Below are 18,775 nucleotides of genomic sequence, written 5' to 3'. Positions count from 1 at the left end.
AACAGTATAAAATCCCTTGCCTGTAAAGGGCAAGGGATTTTATTCCACTGGTCAATTGAGATACGCTCATACTGCCATAGCGGCTGTTTATTTCGTCAATTGCTCCATTTGGCTGATGATGTCTTCAAACACGCTCATCGCTTCACGAATCGGCTCCGGTGAGGACATATCCACGCCGGCCTTCTTGAGGATGTTAATGGAGTAATCGCTGCCGCCGCTCTTCAGGAAGCCGAGGTAACGGTCAACGGCAGGCTGGCCTTCCTCGAGGATTTGCTTGGAGAAGCTGGTCGCGGCCGAGAAGCCGGTCGCATATTTGTAAACATAGAAGCTGTTGTAGAAATGGGGAATTCGCGCCCATTCCATTCCGATCTCCTTGTCTACCTGCATGCCTTTACCGTGATATTTCACGTTCAGCTCATAATAGATGTCGGATAGATCCTGAGGAGTAAGGGATTCGCCGCCTTCCGCGCGTTCGTGCACAATCTTCTCGAACTCGGCAAACATCGTTTGACGGAATACCGTGGTCCGGAATTGATCGGCATAGTAGGTGAGCAGGTACATTTTCTTCTTCGGATCCTTGGCGTTTTTCAGCAGGTAATCCATCAGCAACGCTTCGTTCGTTGTAGATGCCACTTCAGCCAGGAAGATGGTGTACTGGGCGTCACGGTATTTCAGAGCGTTGTCGGAATAGTAAGAGTGAAGCGCATGACCCATCTCATGTGCAAGGGTAAACATGCTGTTCAGGTTATCTTTATGGTTCAGCAGCACATATGGGTGGGTGCCGTAAGCGCCCCAGCTGTATGCGCCAGTCCGTTTGTTCTCATTCTCATATACATCGATCCAGCCGTTGTCATATCCCGCCTGCAAGCTGCTCAGATAATCTTCACCAAGCGGCGTCAGGCCTTCCTTGGTCATTTGCTTCGCTTCTTCGTAAGTGATATCCCACTTATACTCTTCTACGAGCGGTGCGAACAAATCGTACATGTGAAGCTCATCCACGCCCAGCAGCTTCTTGCGGAGCTCCATGTAGCGGTGGAGGAGCGGCAGGCTCTCGTGAATGGTATCGATCAGGTTGGTGTAGACTTCCTTCGGAATGTTATCGCCATAGAGCGCCATTTCCAGAACGGAAGGGTACTTGCGCACGCGGGAATAGAAAATATTTTTGTTTACATTGGCATTCAGCGTAGCCGCAATCGTGTTCTTCTGCTTGCCATAGGTTTCGTACACGGCTTTGAAAGCACGCTCGCGAACTTCTCGGTTCGGACTTTCCAGGAATTGAATATAGTTGCCGTGCGTGAGTTCGACTTCCTTGCCGTCCTCGTTTTTGATTTTCGGGAATTTCATATCCGCATTGTTCAGCATGCCGAAAATGGTCTGCGGCGCAGAGGAGAGGTTGCCGACCTGAGCCAGCAGCGCTTCTTCGGTCTTGGACAGAACATGAGCCTTCTCCCGTTTCATTTCGGACAGCGTAAACTTGAATTCCTTGAGGGTAGGGTCTTCAATCAGTTTGTCAAGCTCCGTTTCGGACAAGGACAGAATTTCCGGCGTGATGAAGGAGAGGGCTTCTCCGGCTTCGACATTCAATTTTTTGGCTTTGGCAGATAACGCCTGATATGTAGGGTTTGCTGTATCCTCATCATGATGCATGTGCGCATATACGTATAAACGTTCGGCATGATATGAGATTTCGTCCTCAAGCTCGAAGCATTCCTTAATGGAAGCCGCGTTGGTTAACTTGCCTTGATAATCGGCTGTGCGTTTCAGAAGATTCTTCAGCTCCGCATAGCTCGCATCCCATGCCTTCTGGTCAGCGAATAAATCTTCTAGCTTCCATTGATGCTCTTTAGGGACATCAGCGCGTTTTAACAATTGTTCCATGGAAATCCTCCTTGAATGATAGGTATTAGTTGGAGTCCGGGTTCCTTCAGATAAGACTTCGTTGCGGGCAGTCGATAGAGCGATCAGGCTGATTGCAATCGTAATGCAGAGCACCTTGGCGCCTCTCATGGCATCATACCTCCTCGAATTGAAGCATCCGAGCGATAGTATGCCGCGTACCCGCCACTTTCATCCTATAAATTTACGAGGAACCCAGATTCAAGAAACTGTATACAATAAGGTAAAAGGCAAACAAGATGAAGGCGACGGCAATCAGGGCCATCCCCTTCCTCAGTCCCGGCGGTATCTTATCCCGGTACATGATCATGATGGCACCGAGACTGAACGCGAGAATAATGAAGATGACAATATTCGTATAATCCATTCGTTACACCTGCTTAAAAGCAGCCATCATTTCTCTCCACTCATCTTCCCGGCCTTCAAAATCTGCTTTGGGAAAACGGTTTTGAGCCCAGTGCATCAAGGCTGGACGACTCAGAAAGGTATGGGTCTCTTCACCCCACTGGTCAGAAATTTCGCGGAGAACGATGTATCGGCCCTGAACTTCAACCGTCATCATGTTCCACTTGTCTTTTTTGTATATTTCATGTTTTTTGATCATATGCATTCTCCGTTTGCTACTTAGGCTTTTGGGTAAATGATAACGCACAGGCGGGCGTAAAAGCAAATAATCTTCTGTTAAATAGTGGCTCAAAAAAAGCCCCTTAGGGCGAATTGACGGATTGCATTGTCAGAAAACATGGGATATAATATGGATATTCGCCATAGATGGCGGTATTTTTAGGAGGTTGTTCATTTGAAAGGTACAGTTAAATGGTTTAACGCAGAAAAAGGTTACGGCTTCATTTCCGTTGAAGGTGGCGAGGATGTATTCGTACACTTCTCCGCAATTCAAGAAGAAGGCTTCAAGAGTTTGGAAGAAGGTCAAGCGGTTGAGTTCGACATCACTGAAGGTAACCGTGGTCCTCAAGCAGCCAACGTAACAAAACTGTAAGTTAGCTCCCAATACGGAGATCTTATAGAATTACCAAGGCATGAAGCACAGTTCTCGGTTAAGAGAACTGTGCTTTTTTGTATTTCAATGGGTCAAGCGCTGATTCCGCCGACATTCATATCCTCCGGCTTGGCAAAAAGGTGCCGGTAAAGAAAACCGAGACCGGCGATAAAGGCCAGGAGGGCTGCGAGCTGGTAAAAGGCCGGTCTTCCCGCCGCTTCGAACAGCAGACCGCCGAAGGCTCCGCTGAGAAGTCCTGAAACGCTTGACCAGAAGATAATGAATAGAGCCATGCCGGTCGCGCGGTACTGCCAAGGAATGATCCTTGTAATATAGCGGACCGCGGTTACATAGAACACGCCGAAGGTAATGCTGTGAAGCGATTGAACCGCAAGCACGGACAACGGGTCAGCCGCAAGGGCCATGAGCAGAAAACGGAGCGCGAACATCAGGCTTGCAAAAGTCAGCAGAGGCAGCTCCTTCATCTTGTCGCCATACTTGCTCAGGAGGAAGAAAATCGGGATCTCGCTGGCAGCCGAGACCATCAAGGACCAGCCGATGAGTCCTTCACCCGCTCCCAGCTCGGATAAGGTAAGCGTAAGAAAGGCTTCATTCATCCGGTGGGCGATGGCAAGACAGAAGGTGCAGCCGAAGAACCACAATATTTCTTTGGAACGCAATATTTTGAGTAGGGCTGACAGCTCGACAGGCTCTGACTTGGCAGCAACTCCGTCGCGGAGAAGAAACGAGCAGAGCAGCGTGAACACGCCGATGCCGATGCCGATAGCCAATGTGGCCGACGCACCCGCGGCACTGATGGCATATCCGATGGCAAGCGCGAAGAACGCGTAGCCGAGTGAGCCGAATACGCGAATAACGGTAAAGCTGCGTCCGTACCTCTGTGCCGTTTGGATGGCCATCGTATCCGCCAGGGGATAGACCGGGTAGTAGAAAAAATAAAATAAACTGATTGTGATTAATACTACGCCGAAGCTTGCAACCTGCCATAAAACAAGCATCGTGACAAGCTGTCCGATAATGAGAATGTTCATGATGCGTTTGATGGTCCGGTATTTGTCACTGGTGTAACTCCAAATCATATTGGAGAACATGGATATAAGCGGGCCGATGGCATACAGATAACCGATCTGCGCGCTGCTGAAGCCGATTTCTTTGAAATATAGCGGAAAATAGGAAATGACAAGGGCTGTGGTGCCAAATATCGTAAACATAAAGGCGCGCAGCCAGTTCTGATCCGGTCTGGGCGTAGCGGGAAGTTTCATGCTGGGGATCTCCGTTCTTTTCACGAACTCGGCGTAGCTAACGTTATTCGTGAGGTTCATGGTCTGTTATTCAGCTCCGACTAGTATATAACATATCGCAGAATGGAGATAGATGGATTATAAGATGCGTTTACTGCCATAGGTCGTCAATGATTTGTGTTATTTGTGCAAAATGAACGATCATATTATAATAGGTTTGATTTGGATAGGTATAAAAAGACAACCATGTGGAGGCAGAGTTCATTGAATAATCAAGAGCTAAGCCGTAAGGTTCCGCGCAGTCCGGTCGGGCTGATGAGCCGGGTGTACAAATTCATACTCCCGGAAGTGCGAATCGAATTGGAGAAGTGGCGCCGGGAGGCTGAGCAAATTCCGGATGAGGAGCTACGAAAGCAGGCACTGGCCAGTATAGATACCAAAAGATTTCACTGCCAGGGCGGCGCGGTGTATGCCGCAGCCAATCTGCCGGAGAAGCATATTCTCATTCCATTGATTGTAGCTTACCAGACAATTAGCGATTATCTCGATAATTTATGTGACCGTAGTACTTCGCTGGACCCAGCGGATTTCAGACAGCTCCATCAGTCGATGCTGGATGCCGTTTCGCCTGAGACTGAGCCGGCCGATTATTACGCCCTCCGGACCGAAAGGGAGGATGGAGGTTACCTTCTCCGTCTTGTGCAGAAATGCCGGGATTGTATCGGTCAATTATCAGGATATGAAGCGGCAAAGCCCTACATAAGGGATTTGGCTGGGCTGTATACCGATTTGCAGGTATACAAGCACATCCATCCGGATAAGAGGGAAGCGGCATTGCTTGAATGGTGGTCCCAGCATGCCCACCGGACACCGCATCTGCGGTGGAACGAGTTTGCGGCAGCAACGGGATCAACCTTGGGCGTGTTCATGCTATTCTTGGCTGCAACCGATCCGTTTCTGGATGACGAGGATGCTTCGTCCATTCATGCGTCTTATTTTCCGAATGTATGCAGTCTCCACATTATGCTGGATTATCTTATTGATCAAGACGAAGACAGGCTGGGCGGCGATCTGAACTTTTGTAATTATTACGAAGATGCCGATACGATGCTGAACCGTATAGCTTCCATTGTTGAGTGGGCCCGGAAGGATGTCAGAACAATTCCCTCGACCCCTTTTCATCGTATGATCATTGAGGGGTTACTGGCGTTATATTTATCCGATCCAAAAGTCAGCGAGCAGCAACTGGTTCGCTCTGTATCCAAGCGTTTGATGAAGAAGAGTCCGATGACCCGGATTTTTTTCTACGTCAACAGCCGATGGATTCGCAAGCATAAGCATGAGTGACATTGAAGGAGGAAAAGAAACATGGCAGAGGTTAAAAAAATTGCAGTTCTTACAAGTGGTGGCGATTCCCAAGGGATGAACGCGGCGCTTCGCGCGGTTGTGCGCAGCGGTCTGTATTATGGTCTTGAAGTATATGGAATTCAGCGTGGTTACCAAGGACTTCTGGAGAACGACATCGTCAAAATGGATCTTCGCAGCGTAGGGGATATTATCCAGCGCGGAGGCACGATCCTTCGTTCCGCCCGCTGTGAAGAGTTCAAGACGGCGGAAGGACAGCAGAAGGGTGCCGACATTCTGAATCAGCACGGCATCGACGGTTTGGTCGTTATCGGAGGGGACGGCTCTTACCACGGGGCGAACAAGCTGAGCAAACTCGGAATCAAAACCATGGGCCTTCCGGGCACGATTGATAACGATATTTCCTATACGGACTATACAATCGGCTTTGATACAGCTGTGAGCGTCGTTGTAGACGCCGTTAATAAATTGCGCGACACGATGTCTTCCCATGCGCGCTCCTCCGTTGTAGAGGTTATGGGACGCCACTGCGGCGACATTGCGCTCCATGCGGGCCTTGCTTCAGGCGCAGAGACCATTCTGGTGCCGGAAGTGGAGTACAACCTTGATGAAGTGGCAACCCGTTTGCGCGAGAATTTCGCAAAAGGCAAGCGTCACAGTATCATCATCGTAGCGGAAGGCGTCGGACGCGGCGAGGACATCGTATGTGATCTTAAAGAGTGCCACGCCTCGATCGATGCACGGGTAACGGTGCTCGGACATATCCAGCGCGGTGGAGCTCCAACTCCGTTTGACCGGAACCTGGCAAGCCGTCTTGGCGATTTTGCGGTTCGCAGTCTGATTGACGGCCAATCCGATAAAGGATGCGGCATCATCAAGGGCGAGTTGGTCCTCACGGATATTGACAAGGTCGTTAACACGAAGAAAGAATTTAACCGTGAGCTTTACGATCTGGCATTGCGGTTATCCCAATAAAATTAGGACATGTCCTAATTTCTGACGAGAAGCAAAAAGACCGTCTCTCATTGCAGAACGCATTCTGCATGGAGACGGTCTTTTTGTAGCGGTAAGAAAGCAGAAACTTCAGAGGCCTGTCAGCGATATTTCGCAAGAAAAACTCCCGCAGAATACGGTCTCTCTTCTCTTAGAGGCTCTTCGACTGACATTAGGATGCGGATCGGGATGGAGCATGTACCTGGCGTGCGAACTTGCGTTGAACTTTGACCAGACGCATAAGCATCAGGGCAGCGCCGACGGCAAGGCCCGTGATTAACCCGATCCAGTAGCCGAAGGCTTGCCAATCGGTGTAGTTGGCGAGCACATAACCTACGGGCAGACCAATCACCCAAAACGACAGAAAAGCGAGCATAAAGGCGACATTCACGTCTTTATAGCCCCGCAGCGCTCCTTGGGTCGGCGTGGCGATCGCGTCCGAGATCTGAAAGAAGATCGCGAACAGCAGAAACTGCTGGATCAGCGCCACGACGGCAGGCTCGTTGGAATATAATCCGGCAACCTGGCGGCCGGCCATAAACAGGATGACAGCCGTGATCAGCGACAGGATAACGGCTGTGCTGATGCCCAGTTTCGCGTACTTCCAGGCATCCTTCATTCGTCCCGAGCCGGTCTCGAAGCCTACAAGGATGGTCAGACTCATGCATATGCTTAATGGCAGCATATACAGTGTCGTAGCGAAATTCAGGGCCGCTTGGTGAGCGGCAATCGTTGCCGTGTCAAAGCTGCTCATAAGCAACGTCACCGCAGCGAAGACGGCGGTCTCCAGAAAGATGGAGAACCCGATCGGCACGCCGATTTTTAACAGGCTTTTCCATGCGCTCAATGAAACACCCTGAAGCTGCCTGAAGATGCCGAATGAAGAGAACGGATGATGGTTATGGATGACCACGATGGCGATGATGAGTACGGTCCAGTATGTAATCGCGGAGGCGATACCGGCGCCCACGCCCCCCATTCTTGGAAAGCCCCAGAATCCATAAATGAACAGCGCATTCAGGCCTACATTCACCGGCAGGGTAATCAGCGTGATCACCATGGAAATTTTAGTTTGCCCGAGTGCATCAATAAAACTGCGCAGTACGGTATAAGCGAACAGGGGAATGATGCCGATCGAGATGGCGGCGAGAAACTGGGAGGCAATCCGCCGAACTTCCGGCTCCAGGCTCATAGCTCCGAGAATGCTCGGTACAACGGCATACCCGATCGCAAGGACGACGATGGCAAGTAAGATGGACAGCCAGAGCGCCTGGTTCACTTGATAAGCGACTTTATTTTCCTGTCGCCCGCCAATGAGCTGCGAAACGATGGGGGTGATCCCCATCAGAATTCCGCTAAGGCCGGTTTGGACCGGGATCCAGATGCTTGTCGCGATTGCTACGCCTGCCAGGTCGGCTGAGCTGAATTTTCCGGACATGTTGGTGTCGAAAAAAGTAATGGCCGATAAGGCTAGCTGCGTAATTAAGATGGGGATAAGAATGATTGCAAATTGCTTCAGCTTTCCCCGTGTTGTCGTAGTCGGTTGCATGTGCGATGTGCCTTCCTTATTGTAGTTTTCGGACGGTGCCCCCATATTGTAGGGTTCTGCTATGGTTGGGGACAATAACTGGCTTATTGAGCGGCGACCCAAAACTCAACCAATCGTTGAATTGGAGTGCGTCAATTTGACAGATTAAGGGGCAAGCCAGCCCTACCCATCATCATAGCATCTGCTGTCAAGAGATCTCACCGAGCTGCTTGAACGCAGAAAGGGCCGGCCATGTTGATGGCCGACCCTTTGCGAATGGATAATTGAATTATTTATGAGTGACGCCTTCCGTATACCGGTTGGAAGCATTCCAGAGTAAATATTCATCGACGTTTGTATCTTTGAGGGCGCGAATCTGCTCTTCGATTTCCTTTTTCCCGTACTTGGCATAATTACCGCTTCCGAGCCAGCTCGCGGTAAAGTCCTGAATCCATGGCCGGATGATCGGCTTCTGCTCTCCCAGCTCTTCGAGCTTCTTGTGAGTATCTTCCATGGATCCCTTGATGGTCTGGTAAGGAGCCTTGTCCGGTACGGGGGAGCCGAACCAGCCTGCCGTGTAATGGCTTGGGTATACCATCGGACTGATGATATCGACGTTTTTGGAAATTTTGACGAAGTCCTGCCCGATGCCTTCTGCTGCAGGCACCGAGGCCGCATAGCCGAAGATGTCAACGGATACGCGGATGCCAAGCGGCGCGAGTTCTTCCCGGGCATACTGCACAAAATCGGATACCACGTCCACGCGCGATTGATCCGTTTTGGTATACTTCAGCGAATCGGCGCGTTTCTCAAAGCCCTCCGGAAAACGGACATAATCAAACTGGATTTCCTTGAACCCGAGTTTGGCGGCTTCCTTGGCGATCTCGATGTTGTAATCCCATACCTCTTTGCTGTACGGGTTAACGAAGCTGTCGCCCCCGCCATTGGTCCACACGCTGCCGTCTCCTTTACGGAAGGAAAGCTCCGGGTTTTTCTTGGCAAGAATGGTATCCTTGAACACGACAACTCGGGCGATCGGATAAATATCGTGTTTCTCCAGCCGCTTCATCAGCTGTTTGATGTCTTTGATAAAAGGCTGGGATTTACCGAGTTCCTTAAGCTTCGGATTATCGGTTTTGTACGTTATGTATCCTTCATCGTCCTTGATGTCAATGACCATGGCATTGAGTTCGGTCTTGTCCATAAGATCCACGAGCTGATTCATTCTGGAGCCGCCTGCGCTATAAGCCGTTACATAAATGCCTTTGACTTTAGGAGCGTCAATCTGCGGATCGATTTCCGTCGTGTTTGGCTTGATGTCGGATTGGCCCTGACCTTGATTGTTCTTTTGGTGCATGCCCTGAATCACGGCGGTATTTCACGATGCCTGAAGTTTGGCGGTAAGATTGTTATCTTGCGGACTGGAACCGCCGAAGCCCGCGGAAGCCAAGATGAATAAAGCCAAGATGATATTCATAATTACTCTCTCCCTTGTGTACATTCACATCATGATTATAAAGGAACGGATGCCTACAAAAAGAACAGGATTGTTACAATCGACAATAAATTGGAAACGGCGGGTGAGCGTACTTAGTTCATTAAACGGGTCAAGGGTGTTTTAAACGCTAAATATCGACATTTGTGGCAGGTGGCCGTGAACAACGTGTGAACTTGGGGAGTGACTAGCATCGGAATATAATACCCGTAAGAAGGCGGACAGCGTTTACATGCAGCTTTATCTGCTGGTGGGAAATGACGTGCTTATAGAATTTACATTTATCCATAAAAAAATGCCGTTACTCACCGGTGAATTTTACCGGAGAATAACGGCACTTGTCGTGCGATATTCACGTGCTGCATAAAAATTAATGAAGCGGCGTTTGGTTCTGATGCTCGCAAATGCTGAACTGAATAATTTCAAGAGCGTCCTCCGGCTCCAGAATACTCAGCCCGTCCCTAAGAACGATCATGGAATTTAGTTCGTTCTGTCTAAAGAACGATAACATTTCCGGGAACCACTTCATGACGATTTGTGACAATTTTACCGTTTCCATTTCCATAAAAATCACCCTTTCCTTCCAAATTGGTTAGGCAGGACGTTCTTTTGTAAAACGGAAAAACAATTAAAATTGGGCCAAAGCGATGCCCGGGAAACAGATCTCATGAATATTGTAGGAACCGCGCACAAATATTATACCACATATTTACCTTACCCTGACAGGTGGTAAATATTTAGTTCTTGCGGAATTGACCCATGACAGCCGTGGTTTCCACGATATTAACAAAGGCAAGGGGATCTGTCTCTGTAATAATCTGTTTTAGCTCAGCCAGCTCATATCGCGTCGTGACGGTCATAAGCATATCCTTTTCTTTATGACTGAAGGCCCCCTCGGTTTTGATCTTGGTTATGCCGCGGGGGCGCTTAAGCAGCTTCTCCAGCAGGGCTTCCGTCTGGTTCGTTACAATAAAGACGGTAACCTTGATATGACTGACGTGGAGCATATCGACCATTTTTCCGGCAATATAGATGGAGGCCATGGAGGCAAGGGCCAAGTTCCAATCGTTTTCCAAATAAGCAACAGCCATAATGACGATGGCGTTCAGCGTCACGAGTACACTTCCTACGGGGAAGTCCCGATATTTCGTAACGAGGGAGCCGATAATATCAAAGCCCCCGGTGGAACCGCCAACCCGAAAGGAGAGGCCGGTACCGAATCCGACAAGCACGCCGCCGAACACCGAGGACAGCAGCATGTCGGTTGCAACCGGGGTGACCGGAATGAGCTCCAGGAATAGGGTTGTAACGATAACCGAGAGAACGCTGAGACCAACGAACCTTTTGCCGAGCTTGAACCAACCTGTGATAAGAATCGGGATATTGAGCACAAAATACATGACGCTGATATTAAGCGGCGTGAAGTAGCCGATAATTAGGGCCACGCCGGAAACGCCTCCGCTGAGCAGATGATGGGGAATCAGAAACAAATTAAATCCGCCGGCGATAATGATGCCGCCGAACACGATCGAGAAATAGGTCCATAGACGCTTCAACATAGGAATCACCTCCCGGTTATTATGACTTCTTTAAGCTTGCTGGTATTCCAGAAATGTTTTGTGATATAATGTATTGGATATTCTTGAGTAGTCCGTTACATTGATAACTTTGCAAGCTTATCAGGATGATTATACATTAACCAGTCATCATACTGGTGATAAGAGAAATATACCGGTTCACCTCGTGCAGAAAATCCTGCTGGCCGGGAAAGCCTATAAACGTTACCACTACTTAAGAATACAGAGAAGAAAGTGGAAGTCCACAGATAGAAGGAGTATGAACCTATTGAAAAATTTCGCAGATTTTGGCTTGGAGCCTCGCGTGCTGCAAGCAATTACTGAACTTGGCTTTGAGGAAGCCACACCGATCCAATCCCAATCCATTCCGATTGCTCTCACCGGCAAGGATATGATTGGACAAGCACAGACGGGTACTGGTAAGACAGCAGCATTCGGCCTTCCTCTTATCCACAAAATCGCCAAGGAAGAGGAGCGTATCGTCGCTCTGATTATGACACCGACCCGTGAACTTGCCATCCAGGTTGCAGAAGAAATCGGTAAACTGTCCCGTTTTAAAGGAATCCGTTCCTTGGCTATTTATGGCGGACAGGATATCGGGCGTCAGATCCGCGCTTTGAAAAAGAAGCCTCAAATTATTATCGGCACACCAGGTCGACTACTTGACCACATCAACAGAAAAACCATCCGACTTGACGATGTCCAAACCGTTGTATTGGATGAAGCGGATGAAATGCTGGACATGGGCTTCATGGAAGACATCCAGTCGATCCTGAAGCTTGTTCCTGAAGAACGTCAAACCTTGCTGTTCTCCGCAACTATGCCGGCTAACATTCAGAAGCTGGCATCCCAGTTCCTTAAGGAACCTGAGCATGTATCCGTTATTCCTAAGCACGTTAGTGCACCTCTGATTGATCAAGCATATATCGAAGTTCCTGAACGTCAAAAATTCGAAGCATTGAGCCGCCTTCTGGACATGGAGTCACCTGAGCTTGCGATCGTCTTTGGACGTACCAAGCGCCGTGTTGACGAATTGGCAGAAGCATTGCAAAAACGCGGATACTCGGCGGATGGTCTTCATGGTGATCTGTCCCAGCACCAACGTGATACCGTTATGCGTAAATTCCGTGACGGAAGCATCGATGTCCTCGTGGCAACCGATGTGGCAGCGCGCGGTCTCGACGTATCCGGCGTTACCCATGTTGTAAACTTTGACTTGCCGCAAGATCCGGAAAGTTATGTACACCGTATTGGACGTACAGGCCGTGCGGGTAAGGAAGGTACGGCTTGGTCTTTCGTGACACCGCGTGAAATGGATCATCTGTATTTCATCGAGCGTGTGACTCGTCATCGTATTCCACGCAAGCCGTTGCCAACGATTGCCGAAGCGATTGAAGGCAAACAACGTATCATCGCTGAGCGAGTGCTTGAAATCATCGAGCAGGGTGAATTGACCGAATACAAAGGTCTTGCGATTCAATTGCTGGAGCAGTACGATTCCGTACAGCTGCTGGCAGCTGCAATGAAAATCCTGACAGGCGACAAGAAGGAAGCATCCGATATTCATCTGACGCCTGAAGATCCGATCCGTGCAAAACGCCGGAAGCCGGACATCCGCAATGGTCGCAAGCCAAGCGGTGGCTATGGCGGCCGCAGCAGCGGCGGCGGATATCGCCGTGATGGCGGCAGCGGCAGCGGTGGTAACCGTGGCGGCTACTCCAAAGGCGGATACAACCGTGATGGAGGCGGCAGCAGTTATGGCAACCGCGAGGGCGGTGGCTACAACCGTGACCGCAACAATAGCGGTGACCGTAAACCTCGTTCCTACAGCGGCGGCGAGCGTCGTCCTAACCGGAGCGGAGACGAATAATTTATACGCGTAATTTCTTCTGACTGAAGAAACCAAACATAAAAGACGAAGCAGCTGCCCACGCCGCGCTTCGTCTTTTATTCATGTTTAAAGAAGATGCACCCAGGGTGCATCCCCTTTAAACTCGCAGTTTTAGAGCAATACCTAGCTGATCTGTTTCACTTCATGATTCAAAGAGACATTAGATGTAGAATGTGCTGAGAATAATGACAAGGAGAATGAACAGAACCAGAACAATACCAACATTACTTCCGTAGCCGTAACCGCCGCCTTCACAAGACATACATAATCCCTCCTCTTTAAATTTGGAAATTCAAGCTTGTTGAACGGATTACGTGATATCGTATGGAGAAACAGGGGCACTGGATTGGATAAATGCCCAGGTCGTCTAAATTAGGCTCTGGCAATGCATGTACAAAATAAGGTATATTAATAGATACATGCATGATTTGAGTGAGGAGGAAACGGATTTGGAAATGAAAGGAGCCATGGGTGGCTTATACAAGCTCACCGAGTGGATTACCCGTATTGCTTTTTCGAACATCTTGTGGGTTATTTGTACATCGCCTTTCCTGTTTATCGTTCTAACCAAATTCCTGATGGCCGTTCAGACACCGGATGCGCATAATGAGCAGCTGCTGTCAAACTGGGTTCTGGGAATATTATCACCGTTTGTTTTGTTTCCGGCTACGGCGGCTTTATTTACCGTTGTACGCAAATGGGTAATGGGCAATCCGGACGTGTCCGTATTTAAAACGTTCTTCAAGGGTTATAAGGAAAATTATAAGCAGAGCATGATCGGCGGTATTTTTTACACGCTGCTGTTCGTGATTATGTACGTGGATTACACGGTTTATATGACGCAGCTTGATGGCTTTCAGCTTGTCGGCATTGTGATGCTCGTGCTGCTTATCGTGCTGTTTGTTTCCCTGTTTAATTTCTTCTCCATGACCGTTCATTATGAGATGAAAACGACGCAGCTGTTAAAAAATGCGGTGCTGCTGACATTGATTCGTCCGTTTCGCGTATTTTCGACTTTGATCGGAAGCGCTGTCTTGGCGTATATCGGCACGCAGATGCCGGTGCTGTTCGTGTTCTTCCTGTTCTGCCTGATGGCATTGTTTGCATTCTTTAATTTCTATGCCACCTTCACCAAAATGCAGGAACAGCAGGAGAAGATGAAGAAAGCGGAGGAAGAGGAGTCCGAAACCGAACAAGCTCTTCTGGAAAGCATGGAATCTGCCAAAAAGGGAGAGAACGGATCGAAACCTTAGTACGCGAGGTTTACTTTTCCGGCAAAACCCCCTATAATAAGACTACATCCTGCGATGTTCGTTTCGGTTTTCCGTTGTTTTGAACCAATGACGATGTCTAGGGAGATCTATACGTAATCGTGGCTGAAATGCCCTGTCTATATGACAAGGGGAATTCATAAGCGGTTCTGCGGTCACCCACCTGCTAATGCAGGTTCGAAGACAATGTTTACCGGACGGCATAGGCGGGTTTCGTTAAGTCAATGAATGGGCACCTCTTTCATTTCGAATTCGAAGTGAAAGAGGTGCCTTTTTGCTATATATAAAGGTTTGCTGAAAGCATAAACAATGTTAAACTAGAGTATGGAAAGGAACGGTCATTTATAAAGGAGGAACGGTCTTTGTCATTAAAACGAGTTCTAATTGGTATCGTGCGCAGCTATGACGGCACAAGCGACCGTGCTAAAGATCCCAAGCTGAAGACGCGTTATTACAATCTTTCAAAAGAAAAGTGTTTTGAAGAGGTTTCCTCGACACTGAAAAAAATTCCGGGTTACAAAGTTCTGCATGAGGTTAAATCCGTGGGAGAGATCACGCTCGAGAAAAGAACCTCGTTTGGACGTACACTGGACATTACCGTATCCGTGCTCGGCATCAGTCCGGTTCGCAGCGCAGTTGATATGTATTCGGCTTCCCGCGGTTCCCTAGGGGATCTGGGAGCGAACTACCGGGTTATCTTGAACCTGTACGCTGTTCTGGATAAAAAACTGAGCAAGTATAAAGTGGATGCTTAGTAGAATAAGAAAAAGCGGGAGAGCTGCTCTCCCGCTTTTTAAAAGTGTGCAGTGTATGTAGCTTTTGGCGTGTTACCGCAAAGATTTTACTGCATCGATCGCGGCTTCGTAATTCGGGTGCTCCGTCATCTCACCAAGGTATTCAACATAGGTGATGGTATCGTTAGTATCCACGACGAAGATCGAACGCATGTCGAGTTGGAATTCCTTGATGAGCACGCCATACGCTTCACCGAAAGAACGCGATTTATAGTCGGAGAGCGTAATGACCCGGTCAACGCCTGCAGCTCCGCACCAACGGGCTTGAGCGAACGGAAGGTCGGCACTGATCGTAAGGATCACCACATCATCGCCCAGACCAGCAGCTTCTTCATTGAAACGGCGCGTCTGTGCATCGCATACCCCGGTGTCGAGGGAAGGAACGACGCTGATCAGCTTGATTTTACCGGCATAATCCTTAAGAGATACGTCTTCGAGCAGGTTTTTGCTCACTGTAAAATCCGGCGCGGCATCACCAGCCTTGAGCTGTGGACCGATGAGTGTAATAGGATTGCCTTTGAAAGTGGCAGCTCCTGAACGTTCTTGAGCCATGAGAAATCTCCTCCTTGGATATCAAAGTTTGGTGATCAGGTTCATGGTACATTATAATCTTTTTAAAAAGGGTATGTCCACTAGGAGCATCCCTGCCCTGGTTTAGGATGAGGAGGATGCTATGATATTCGTACGTTATGAAAATTGGAAAAGTTATTTGCGTTATTATCCCGTTACATCGCTGCTGCTTGTCATTAACCTGGTGATGTTTGTGATCACATCCTTAGACGGCGGTTCCAGAAATCCGGTTACGCTGCTGAAATATGGGGCTTTATCGGATTTGCCGCAATTCGTTGATCAGGCATGGAGATACTTTACGGCGATGTTTCTGCATAACGGATTTGATCATGTATTGTTTAACGGCTTCGCACTGCTGGTATTTGTTCCCCCGCTGGAAAGAATCATGGGGAGCTGGAAGTTTGCCATTCTGTATCTGCTCAGCGGTGTTCTCGGTAATGTAATCGGATTGGCTTATTATGAGCGTATGGAGGACTATACCTTCCTTGTAGGCGCCTCAGGAGCCATTTACGGAGCTTATGGCGCTTATCTGTACATTGCCCTGTTCCAGCAGCATGTCATTGATGAGTCGTCCCGTAAGACGCTGTTCACCCTGCTTATTTTGGGGATACTGTTCTCGTTTACCCCAGGGGTCAGCCTTGTAGCGCATGTCGGCGGATTGGTAGGCGGATTTTTCCTCTACGGTCTCATGATTCGATTATTTAAACGTCGAACATAATCGGACCTTAGAGGGTCTGTTATAATAGAATTGGATGATTTGATAAAGTCTTCAAGTCTTCTAGGGAATAAGAATGGAGCGATAAAAGGCGTGGAATTACGACAGTTGCAATACTTTGTAAAGGTTGCGCAAAAGGAACACGTTACCCAAGCGGCAGAAGAGCTTCATGTGGCTCAGTCAGCCGTCAGCCGTCAAATACATCAGTTGGAAGAAGAGCTTGGTGTTAATTTGTTCATGCAAAAAGGCCGGAATCTGCAGTTAACCCCGGTAGGCCAGCTTTTTTGCAAACGGGTGGAGAGCATTATGAAGGACTTGGACCGTGCGGTCGTCGAGATACATGAATTTCTGGACCCGGAACAGGGAGAGATCCGCATCGGATTCCCACACAGCCTGGGCATCCATTTGATTCCGTCCATTGTGGCTGAATTCCGGAAGAAATATCCGAACGTGAAGTTCCGGTTCAAGCAGGGGATGTTCCCGACACTGATCCGGGACGTGGTTGGAGCTGAAGTGGATCTGGCATTTGTGTCGCCGTTTCCGGATCGTCATGATCAAGTGGATGGGGATATCGTTTTGACAGAGGAGCTGTTTGCGATCCTGCCGCCGAATCACCCGCTTGCGGGGGAGCAGTCCATCAAGCTGGAGCAGTTGAAAGAGGAGCGCTTTGTGCTGTTCAGCAAAGGCTACTCCTTGCGTCCAATTGTGTGGCATGCCTGTCTTGAAGCAGGGTTCACGCCGAAGATTGCTTTTGAAGGCGAGGAAACGGATACGATCCGCGGGCTGGTTGCGGCCGGTATGGGGGTCAGCCTGCTTCCTGAAATGGCCCTATTCCAGACGAATCCTCTGCAGCCGGCACGCGTCCGGATCTCGGAGCCGAAGGTAACGCGTTCCATCGGTCTGATCCACCGCGCGGACGAGAAGCTGCCACCGGTTGCTCAGGCATTCCGTGCGTTTCTGCTTCAATATTTTGGTATTGATCCGTCGCCGAAAAAGGAAGGGAAAGCGGACTGACGCATCAACTCCCTAACCTGGCTTCATTAATCAAAAATAACATATATAAAAAAAAGAGGGTTTTCCTTCTCCACCGATCCAGGTAGAGAGGAAAGCCCTTTGTTGTTGTGTTTTTATTGAGTTATTCCCGGTTGCTCGTAAAGATCATGATATAACGGATCAACTCGAGCAGAGAGATCAAAGCTGCAGCGACATAGGTCAAGGCCGCGGCGTTCAATACTTTAGCAACTCCGCGTTCTTCGTCATTGGCGATATAGCCTTCTTGAACCATCAGCTGACGAGCACGGTTACTTGCGTTAAACTCGACCGGCAGGGTGACGAGCTGGAAGGCAACGGCGCAAGAGAAGAAGATGATGCCGAGACCGACCAGGTTCATAGCTTGGAACAGGAATCCGGCAATCAAGAGAAACGGAGCGATACCCGATGCGAAGTTTACGACCGGGAACATTTTGTGACGGGCTACAAGCATCGGATAGTGCTCGGCATGCTGGATCGCATGGCCAACCTCGTGACAAGCAACAGAGACAGCCGAGATCGTGCGTTCATAATAAACGGGCTCCGATAAACGCACAACGCGTTTGGTTGGATCATAGTGGTCGGAGAGTGTGCCTGGCACCGGTTCAATCGGCACATCATGGAGGCCGTTGGCATCCAGCATATGCCGGGCAGCATCGTATCCTGTCATGCCGGTGCTGTTCTCGACCTTGGCCCATTTGTTAAACGTGCCTTTGACCCGGAACTGGGCCCATAGCGAGAATATAAAAGCGATAATAATGAGAATAAACATCCAGTCAGAATACATGTATCATACCCCCATACAAAGTTGTTATTTGGTTCTTCACCATTACATCGAAGTGAACTGGTTCAGCAAGATTTGTAGCGACTCGATGCAAGCAGCCCCTTTAGGAAGAATGTTAGCGAGTACTTCCCGGGCTTGACTTGGCTTTAATTCACTCAGAAGCGGGTTGAGTTCCTTCACATCCCGTTCCAGCTGTTTCATCTGTATTTCGAGCTTGGTTAGCTTCTCCGTCATTTCGGAATCATCGGGAACCGACTTCCAGCGATCAAGTCTCTCCTTAATCTCATCGAGAGTATATTTCTCTTGCTTTAACTGATTAATACGTTCGAGAGTGCTTAAGGTTTCAGAACTGTACAACCGGTAGTTTTTTAACGTCCGTTTTTCAGGGGAGATCAAACCCAGCTTCGTATAATAGTCAATGGTTCTTTCGCTGATTCCGGCAACTTTGGCCAGCTCACCGATTCGGAAAAGGTTTCCGCTCGTGATCCCCATCATTCATCACCTCACAAGCTTTCATTGAATTGGAAATTAATGAATGCATTTATATTTTCATTTTAATAGAAATATGATACATGATCTTGAACCATACAGTCAAACGTCATAGTTGT

20 protein-coding genes and 1 other RNA gene are annotated in these 18,775 nt (G+C 48.8%); 9 read left to right on the top strand and 12 right to left on the bottom strand.

The annotated features are described in order from the left end of the window. Positions 1–87: 87 nt before the first annotated feature. The 3 genes from pepF to ACPV3A_RS02660 all read right to left on the bottom strand — a co-directional run bounded on the left by pepF (position 88) and on the right by ACPV3A_RS02660 (position 2,500). A complete protein-coding gene (gene pepF, locus ACPV3A_RS02670; RefSeq protein WP_426198054.1) occupies positions 88–1,878 on the bottom strand; it encodes an oligoendopeptidase F in 1,791 nt (596 codons plus the stop codon). A 202-nt stretch (positions 1,879–2,080) separates the two neighbouring features. After that, on the bottom strand, positions 2,081–2,263 hold the full coding sequence (locus ACPV3A_RS02665; RefSeq protein WP_071223115.1) for a hypothetical protein: 183 nt from the start codon (positions 2,261–2,263) through the stop codon (positions 2,081–2,083). A gap of 3 nt (positions 2,264–2,266) precedes the next feature. Continuing rightward, positions 2,267–2,500 (bottom strand): hypothetical protein, encoded by a 234-nt coding sequence (locus tag ACPV3A_RS02660; RefSeq protein WP_071223114.1) that lies wholly within the window; start codon positions 2,498–2,500, stop codon positions 2,267–2,269. Positions 2,501–2,695: 195 nt separating this feature from the next. Here ACPV3A_RS02660 and ACPV3A_RS02655 point away from each other — a divergent pair, with 195 nt between their 5' ends. Further along, a complete protein-coding gene (locus tag ACPV3A_RS02655) occupies positions 2,696–2,893 on the top strand; it encodes a cold shock domain-containing protein (RefSeq protein ID WP_006211711.1) in 198 nt (65 codons plus the stop codon). Positions 2,894–2,985: 92 nt separating this feature from the next. On the opposite strand, the gene ACPV3A_RS02650 is transcribed toward ACPV3A_RS02655, so the two are convergent. Continuing rightward, positions 2,986–4,176 (bottom strand): MFS transporter, encoded by a 1,191-nt coding sequence (locus tag ACPV3A_RS02650; RefSeq protein WP_426198053.1) that lies wholly within the window; start codon positions 4,174–4,176, stop codon positions 2,986–2,988. Between the two features lie 243 nt (positions 4,177–4,419). Here ACPV3A_RS02650 and ACPV3A_RS02645 point away from each other — a divergent pair, with 243 nt between their 5' ends. Together ACPV3A_RS02645 and pfkA are read left to right on the top strand one after the other, a co-directional pair. After that, entirely contained in the window at positions 4,420–5,502 is a 1,083-nt protein-coding gene (locus ACPV3A_RS02645) for a tetraprenyl-beta-curcumene synthase family protein (RefSeq protein ID WP_071223113.1), read from the top strand. A 21-nt stretch (positions 5,503–5,523) separates the two neighbouring features. Next, complete coding sequence (pfkA, locus tag ACPV3A_RS02640; protein WP_113060346.1) at positions 5,524–6,495, top strand: 6-phosphofructokinase; 972 nt, start codon at positions 5,524–5,526, stop codon at positions 6,493–6,495. 190 nt (positions 6,496–6,685) lie between these two features. On the opposite strand, the gene ACPV3A_RS02635 is transcribed toward pfkA, so the two are convergent. The 4 genes from ACPV3A_RS02635 to ACPV3A_RS02620 form a co-directional block, all read right to left on the bottom strand. Continuing rightward, complete coding sequence (locus tag ACPV3A_RS02635; protein WP_426198052.1) at positions 6,686–8,062, bottom strand: MATE family efflux transporter; 1,377 nt, start codon at positions 8,060–8,062, stop codon at positions 6,686–6,688. Between the two features lie 268 nt (positions 8,063–8,330). Then, positions 8,331–9,398 carry a putative glycoside hydrolase gene (locus ACPV3A_RS02630; RefSeq protein WP_426198051.1) on the bottom strand — a complete coding sequence of 356 codons (1,068 nt, stop codon included), beginning with the start codon at positions 9,396–9,398 and terminating at the stop codon, positions 8,331–8,333. A 508-nt stretch (positions 9,399–9,906) separates the two neighbouring features. After that, positions 9,907–10,101 carry a hypothetical protein gene (locus tag ACPV3A_RS02625; RefSeq protein ID WP_426198050.1) on the bottom strand — a complete coding sequence of 65 codons (195 nt, stop codon included), beginning with the start codon at positions 10,099–10,101 and terminating at the stop codon, positions 9,907–9,909. Between the two features lie 172 nt (positions 10,102–10,273). After that, complete coding sequence (locus ACPV3A_RS02620) at positions 10,274–11,095, bottom strand: YitT family protein (RefSeq protein ID WP_071223109.1); 822 nt, start codon at positions 11,093–11,095, stop codon at positions 10,274–10,276. Between the two features lie 286 nt (positions 11,096–11,381). On the opposite strand from ACPV3A_RS02620, the gene ACPV3A_RS02615 reads away from it, so the two are divergent. After that, the gene (locus tag ACPV3A_RS02615) at positions 11,382–12,983 is read left to right on the top strand and encodes a DEAD/DEAH box helicase (RefSeq protein WP_426198049.1); all 1,602 of its coding nucleotides are present in this window, start codon (positions 11,382–11,384) and stop codon (positions 12,981–12,983) included. Positions 12,984–13,164: 181 nt separating this feature from the next. Here the strand turns inward: ACPV3A_RS02615 and ACPV3A_RS02610 are convergent, their stop codons facing one another. Continuing rightward, positions 13,165–13,266 carry a sporulation protein YjcZ gene (locus tag ACPV3A_RS02610; RefSeq protein ID WP_194543886.1) on the bottom strand — a complete coding sequence of 34 codons (102 nt, stop codon included), beginning with the start codon at positions 13,264–13,266 and terminating at the stop codon, positions 13,165–13,167. A 187-nt stretch (positions 13,267–13,453) separates the two neighbouring features. Between ACPV3A_RS02610 and ACPV3A_RS02605 the strand changes: the two genes are divergently transcribed. From ACPV3A_RS02605 to ACPV3A_RS02595, 3 genes are all read left to right on the top strand, one after another. Then, on the top strand, positions 13,454–14,257 hold the full coding sequence (locus ACPV3A_RS02605; RefSeq protein ID WP_113060342.1) for a YesL family protein: 804 nt from the start codon (positions 13,454–13,456) through the stop codon (positions 14,255–14,257). A gap of 43 nt (positions 14,258–14,300) precedes the next feature. Then, positions 14,301–14,492, top strand: a non-coding RNA gene (ssrS, locus tag ACPV3A_RS02600) — 6S RNA. 145 nt (positions 14,493–14,637) lie between these two features. Continuing rightward, entirely contained in the window at positions 14,638–15,030 is a 393-nt protein-coding gene (locus tag ACPV3A_RS02595) for a DUF1499 domain-containing protein (RefSeq protein ID WP_006211699.1), read from the top strand. 72 nt (positions 15,031–15,102) lie between these two features. On the opposite strand, the gene tpx is transcribed toward ACPV3A_RS02595, so the two are convergent. Then, positions 15,103–15,621 (bottom strand): thiol peroxidase, encoded by a 519-nt coding sequence (tpx, locus tag ACPV3A_RS02590; protein ID WP_071223106.1) that lies wholly within the window; start codon positions 15,619–15,621, stop codon positions 15,103–15,105. A 121-nt stretch (positions 15,622–15,742) separates the two neighbouring features. Here tpx and ACPV3A_RS02585 point away from each other — a divergent pair, with 121 nt between their 5' ends. Together ACPV3A_RS02585 and ACPV3A_RS02580 are read left to right on the top strand one after the other, a co-directional pair. Then, positions 15,743–16,357 carry a rhomboid family intramembrane serine protease gene (locus ACPV3A_RS02585; protein WP_426198048.1) on the top strand — a complete coding sequence of 205 codons (615 nt, stop codon included), beginning with the start codon at positions 15,743–15,745 and terminating at the stop codon, positions 16,355–16,357. A gap of 90 nt (positions 16,358–16,447) precedes the next feature. Continuing rightward, entirely contained in the window at positions 16,448–17,368 is a 921-nt protein-coding gene (locus ACPV3A_RS02580; protein ID WP_071223104.1) for a LysR family transcriptional regulator, read from the top strand. Positions 17,369–17,489: 121 nt separating this feature from the next. On the opposite strand, the gene ACPV3A_RS02575 is transcribed toward ACPV3A_RS02580, so the two are convergent. Then, entirely contained in the window at positions 17,490–18,170 is a 681-nt protein-coding gene (locus ACPV3A_RS02575) for a zinc metallopeptidase (RefSeq protein WP_009594846.1), read from the bottom strand. 42 nt (positions 18,171–18,212) lie between these two features. Next, on the bottom strand, positions 18,213–18,662 hold the full coding sequence (locus ACPV3A_RS02570) for a MerR family transcriptional regulator (protein WP_071223103.1): 450 nt from the start codon (positions 18,660–18,662) through the stop codon (positions 18,213–18,215). Between the last annotated feature and the right edge of the window lie 113 nt (positions 18,663–18,775).

This window comes from Paenibacillus sp. Dod16 (genome assembly GCF_049893405.1).
Classification (GTDB): domain Bacteria; phylum Bacillota; class Bacilli; order Paenibacillales; family Paenibacillaceae; genus Paenibacillus_AQ.
The sequence above is the reverse complement of the archived record's forward strand: the minus strand, read 5'-3'. Positions and strand labels throughout refer to the sequence as shown.

What these genes read in the sequence shown, in the direction of transcription:
- pepF (WP_426198054.1), bottom strand. Translation starts at nt 1,878, where the DNA reads ATGGAACAATTGTTAAAACGCGCTGATGTCCCTAAAGAGCATCAATGG.
- ACPV3A_RS02665 (WP_071223115.1), bottom strand. Translation starts at nt 2,263, where the DNA reads ATGGATTATACGAATATTGTCATCTTCATTATTCTCGCGTTCAGTCTC.
- ACPV3A_RS02660 (WP_071223114.1), bottom strand. Translation starts at nt 2,500, where the DNA reads ATGATCAAAAAACATGAAATATACAAAAAAGACAAGTGGAACATGATG.
- ACPV3A_RS02650 (WP_426198053.1), bottom strand. Translation starts at nt 4,176, where the DNA reads ATGAAACTTCCCGCTACGCCCAGACCGGATCAGAACTGGCTGCGCGCC.
- pfkA (WP_113060346.1), top strand. Translation starts at nt 5,524, where the DNA reads ATGGCAGAGGTTAAAAAAATTGCAGTTCTTACAAGTGGTGGCGATTCC.
- ACPV3A_RS02635 (WP_426198052.1), bottom strand. Translation starts at nt 8,062, where the DNA reads ATGCAACCGACTACGACAACACGGGGAAAGCTGAAGCAATTTGCAATC.
- ACPV3A_RS02630 (WP_426198051.1), bottom strand. Translation starts at nt 9,398, where the DNA reads ATGCACCAAAAGAACAATCAAGGTCAGGGCCAATCCGACATCAAGCCA.
- ACPV3A_RS02625 (WP_426198050.1), bottom strand. Translation starts at nt 10,101, where the DNA reads ATGGAAATGGAAACGGTAAAATTGTCACAAATCGTCATGAAGTGGTTC.
- ACPV3A_RS02620 (WP_071223109.1), bottom strand. Translation starts at nt 11,095, where the DNA reads ATGTTGAAGCGTCTATGGACCTATTTCTCGATCGTGTTCGGCGGCATC.
- ACPV3A_RS02610 (WP_194543886.1), bottom strand. Translation starts at nt 13,266, where the DNA reads ATGTCTTGTGAAGGCGGCGGTTACGGCTACGGAAGTAATGTTGGTATT.
- tpx (WP_071223106.1), bottom strand. Translation starts at nt 15,621, where the DNA reads ATGGCTCAAGAACGTTCAGGAGCTGCCACTTTCAAAGGCAATCCTATT.
- ACPV3A_RS02585 (WP_426198048.1), top strand. Translation starts at nt 15,743, where the DNA reads ATGATATTCGTACGTTATGAAAATTGGAAAAGTTATTTGCGTTATTAT.
- ACPV3A_RS02575 (WP_009594846.1), bottom strand. Translation starts at nt 18,170, where the DNA reads ATGTATTCTGACTGGATGTTTATTCTCATTATTATCGCTTTTATATTC.
- ACPV3A_RS02570 (WP_071223103.1), bottom strand. Translation starts at nt 18,662, where the DNA reads ATGATGGGGATCACGAGCGGAAACCTTTTCCGAATCGGTGAGCTGGCC.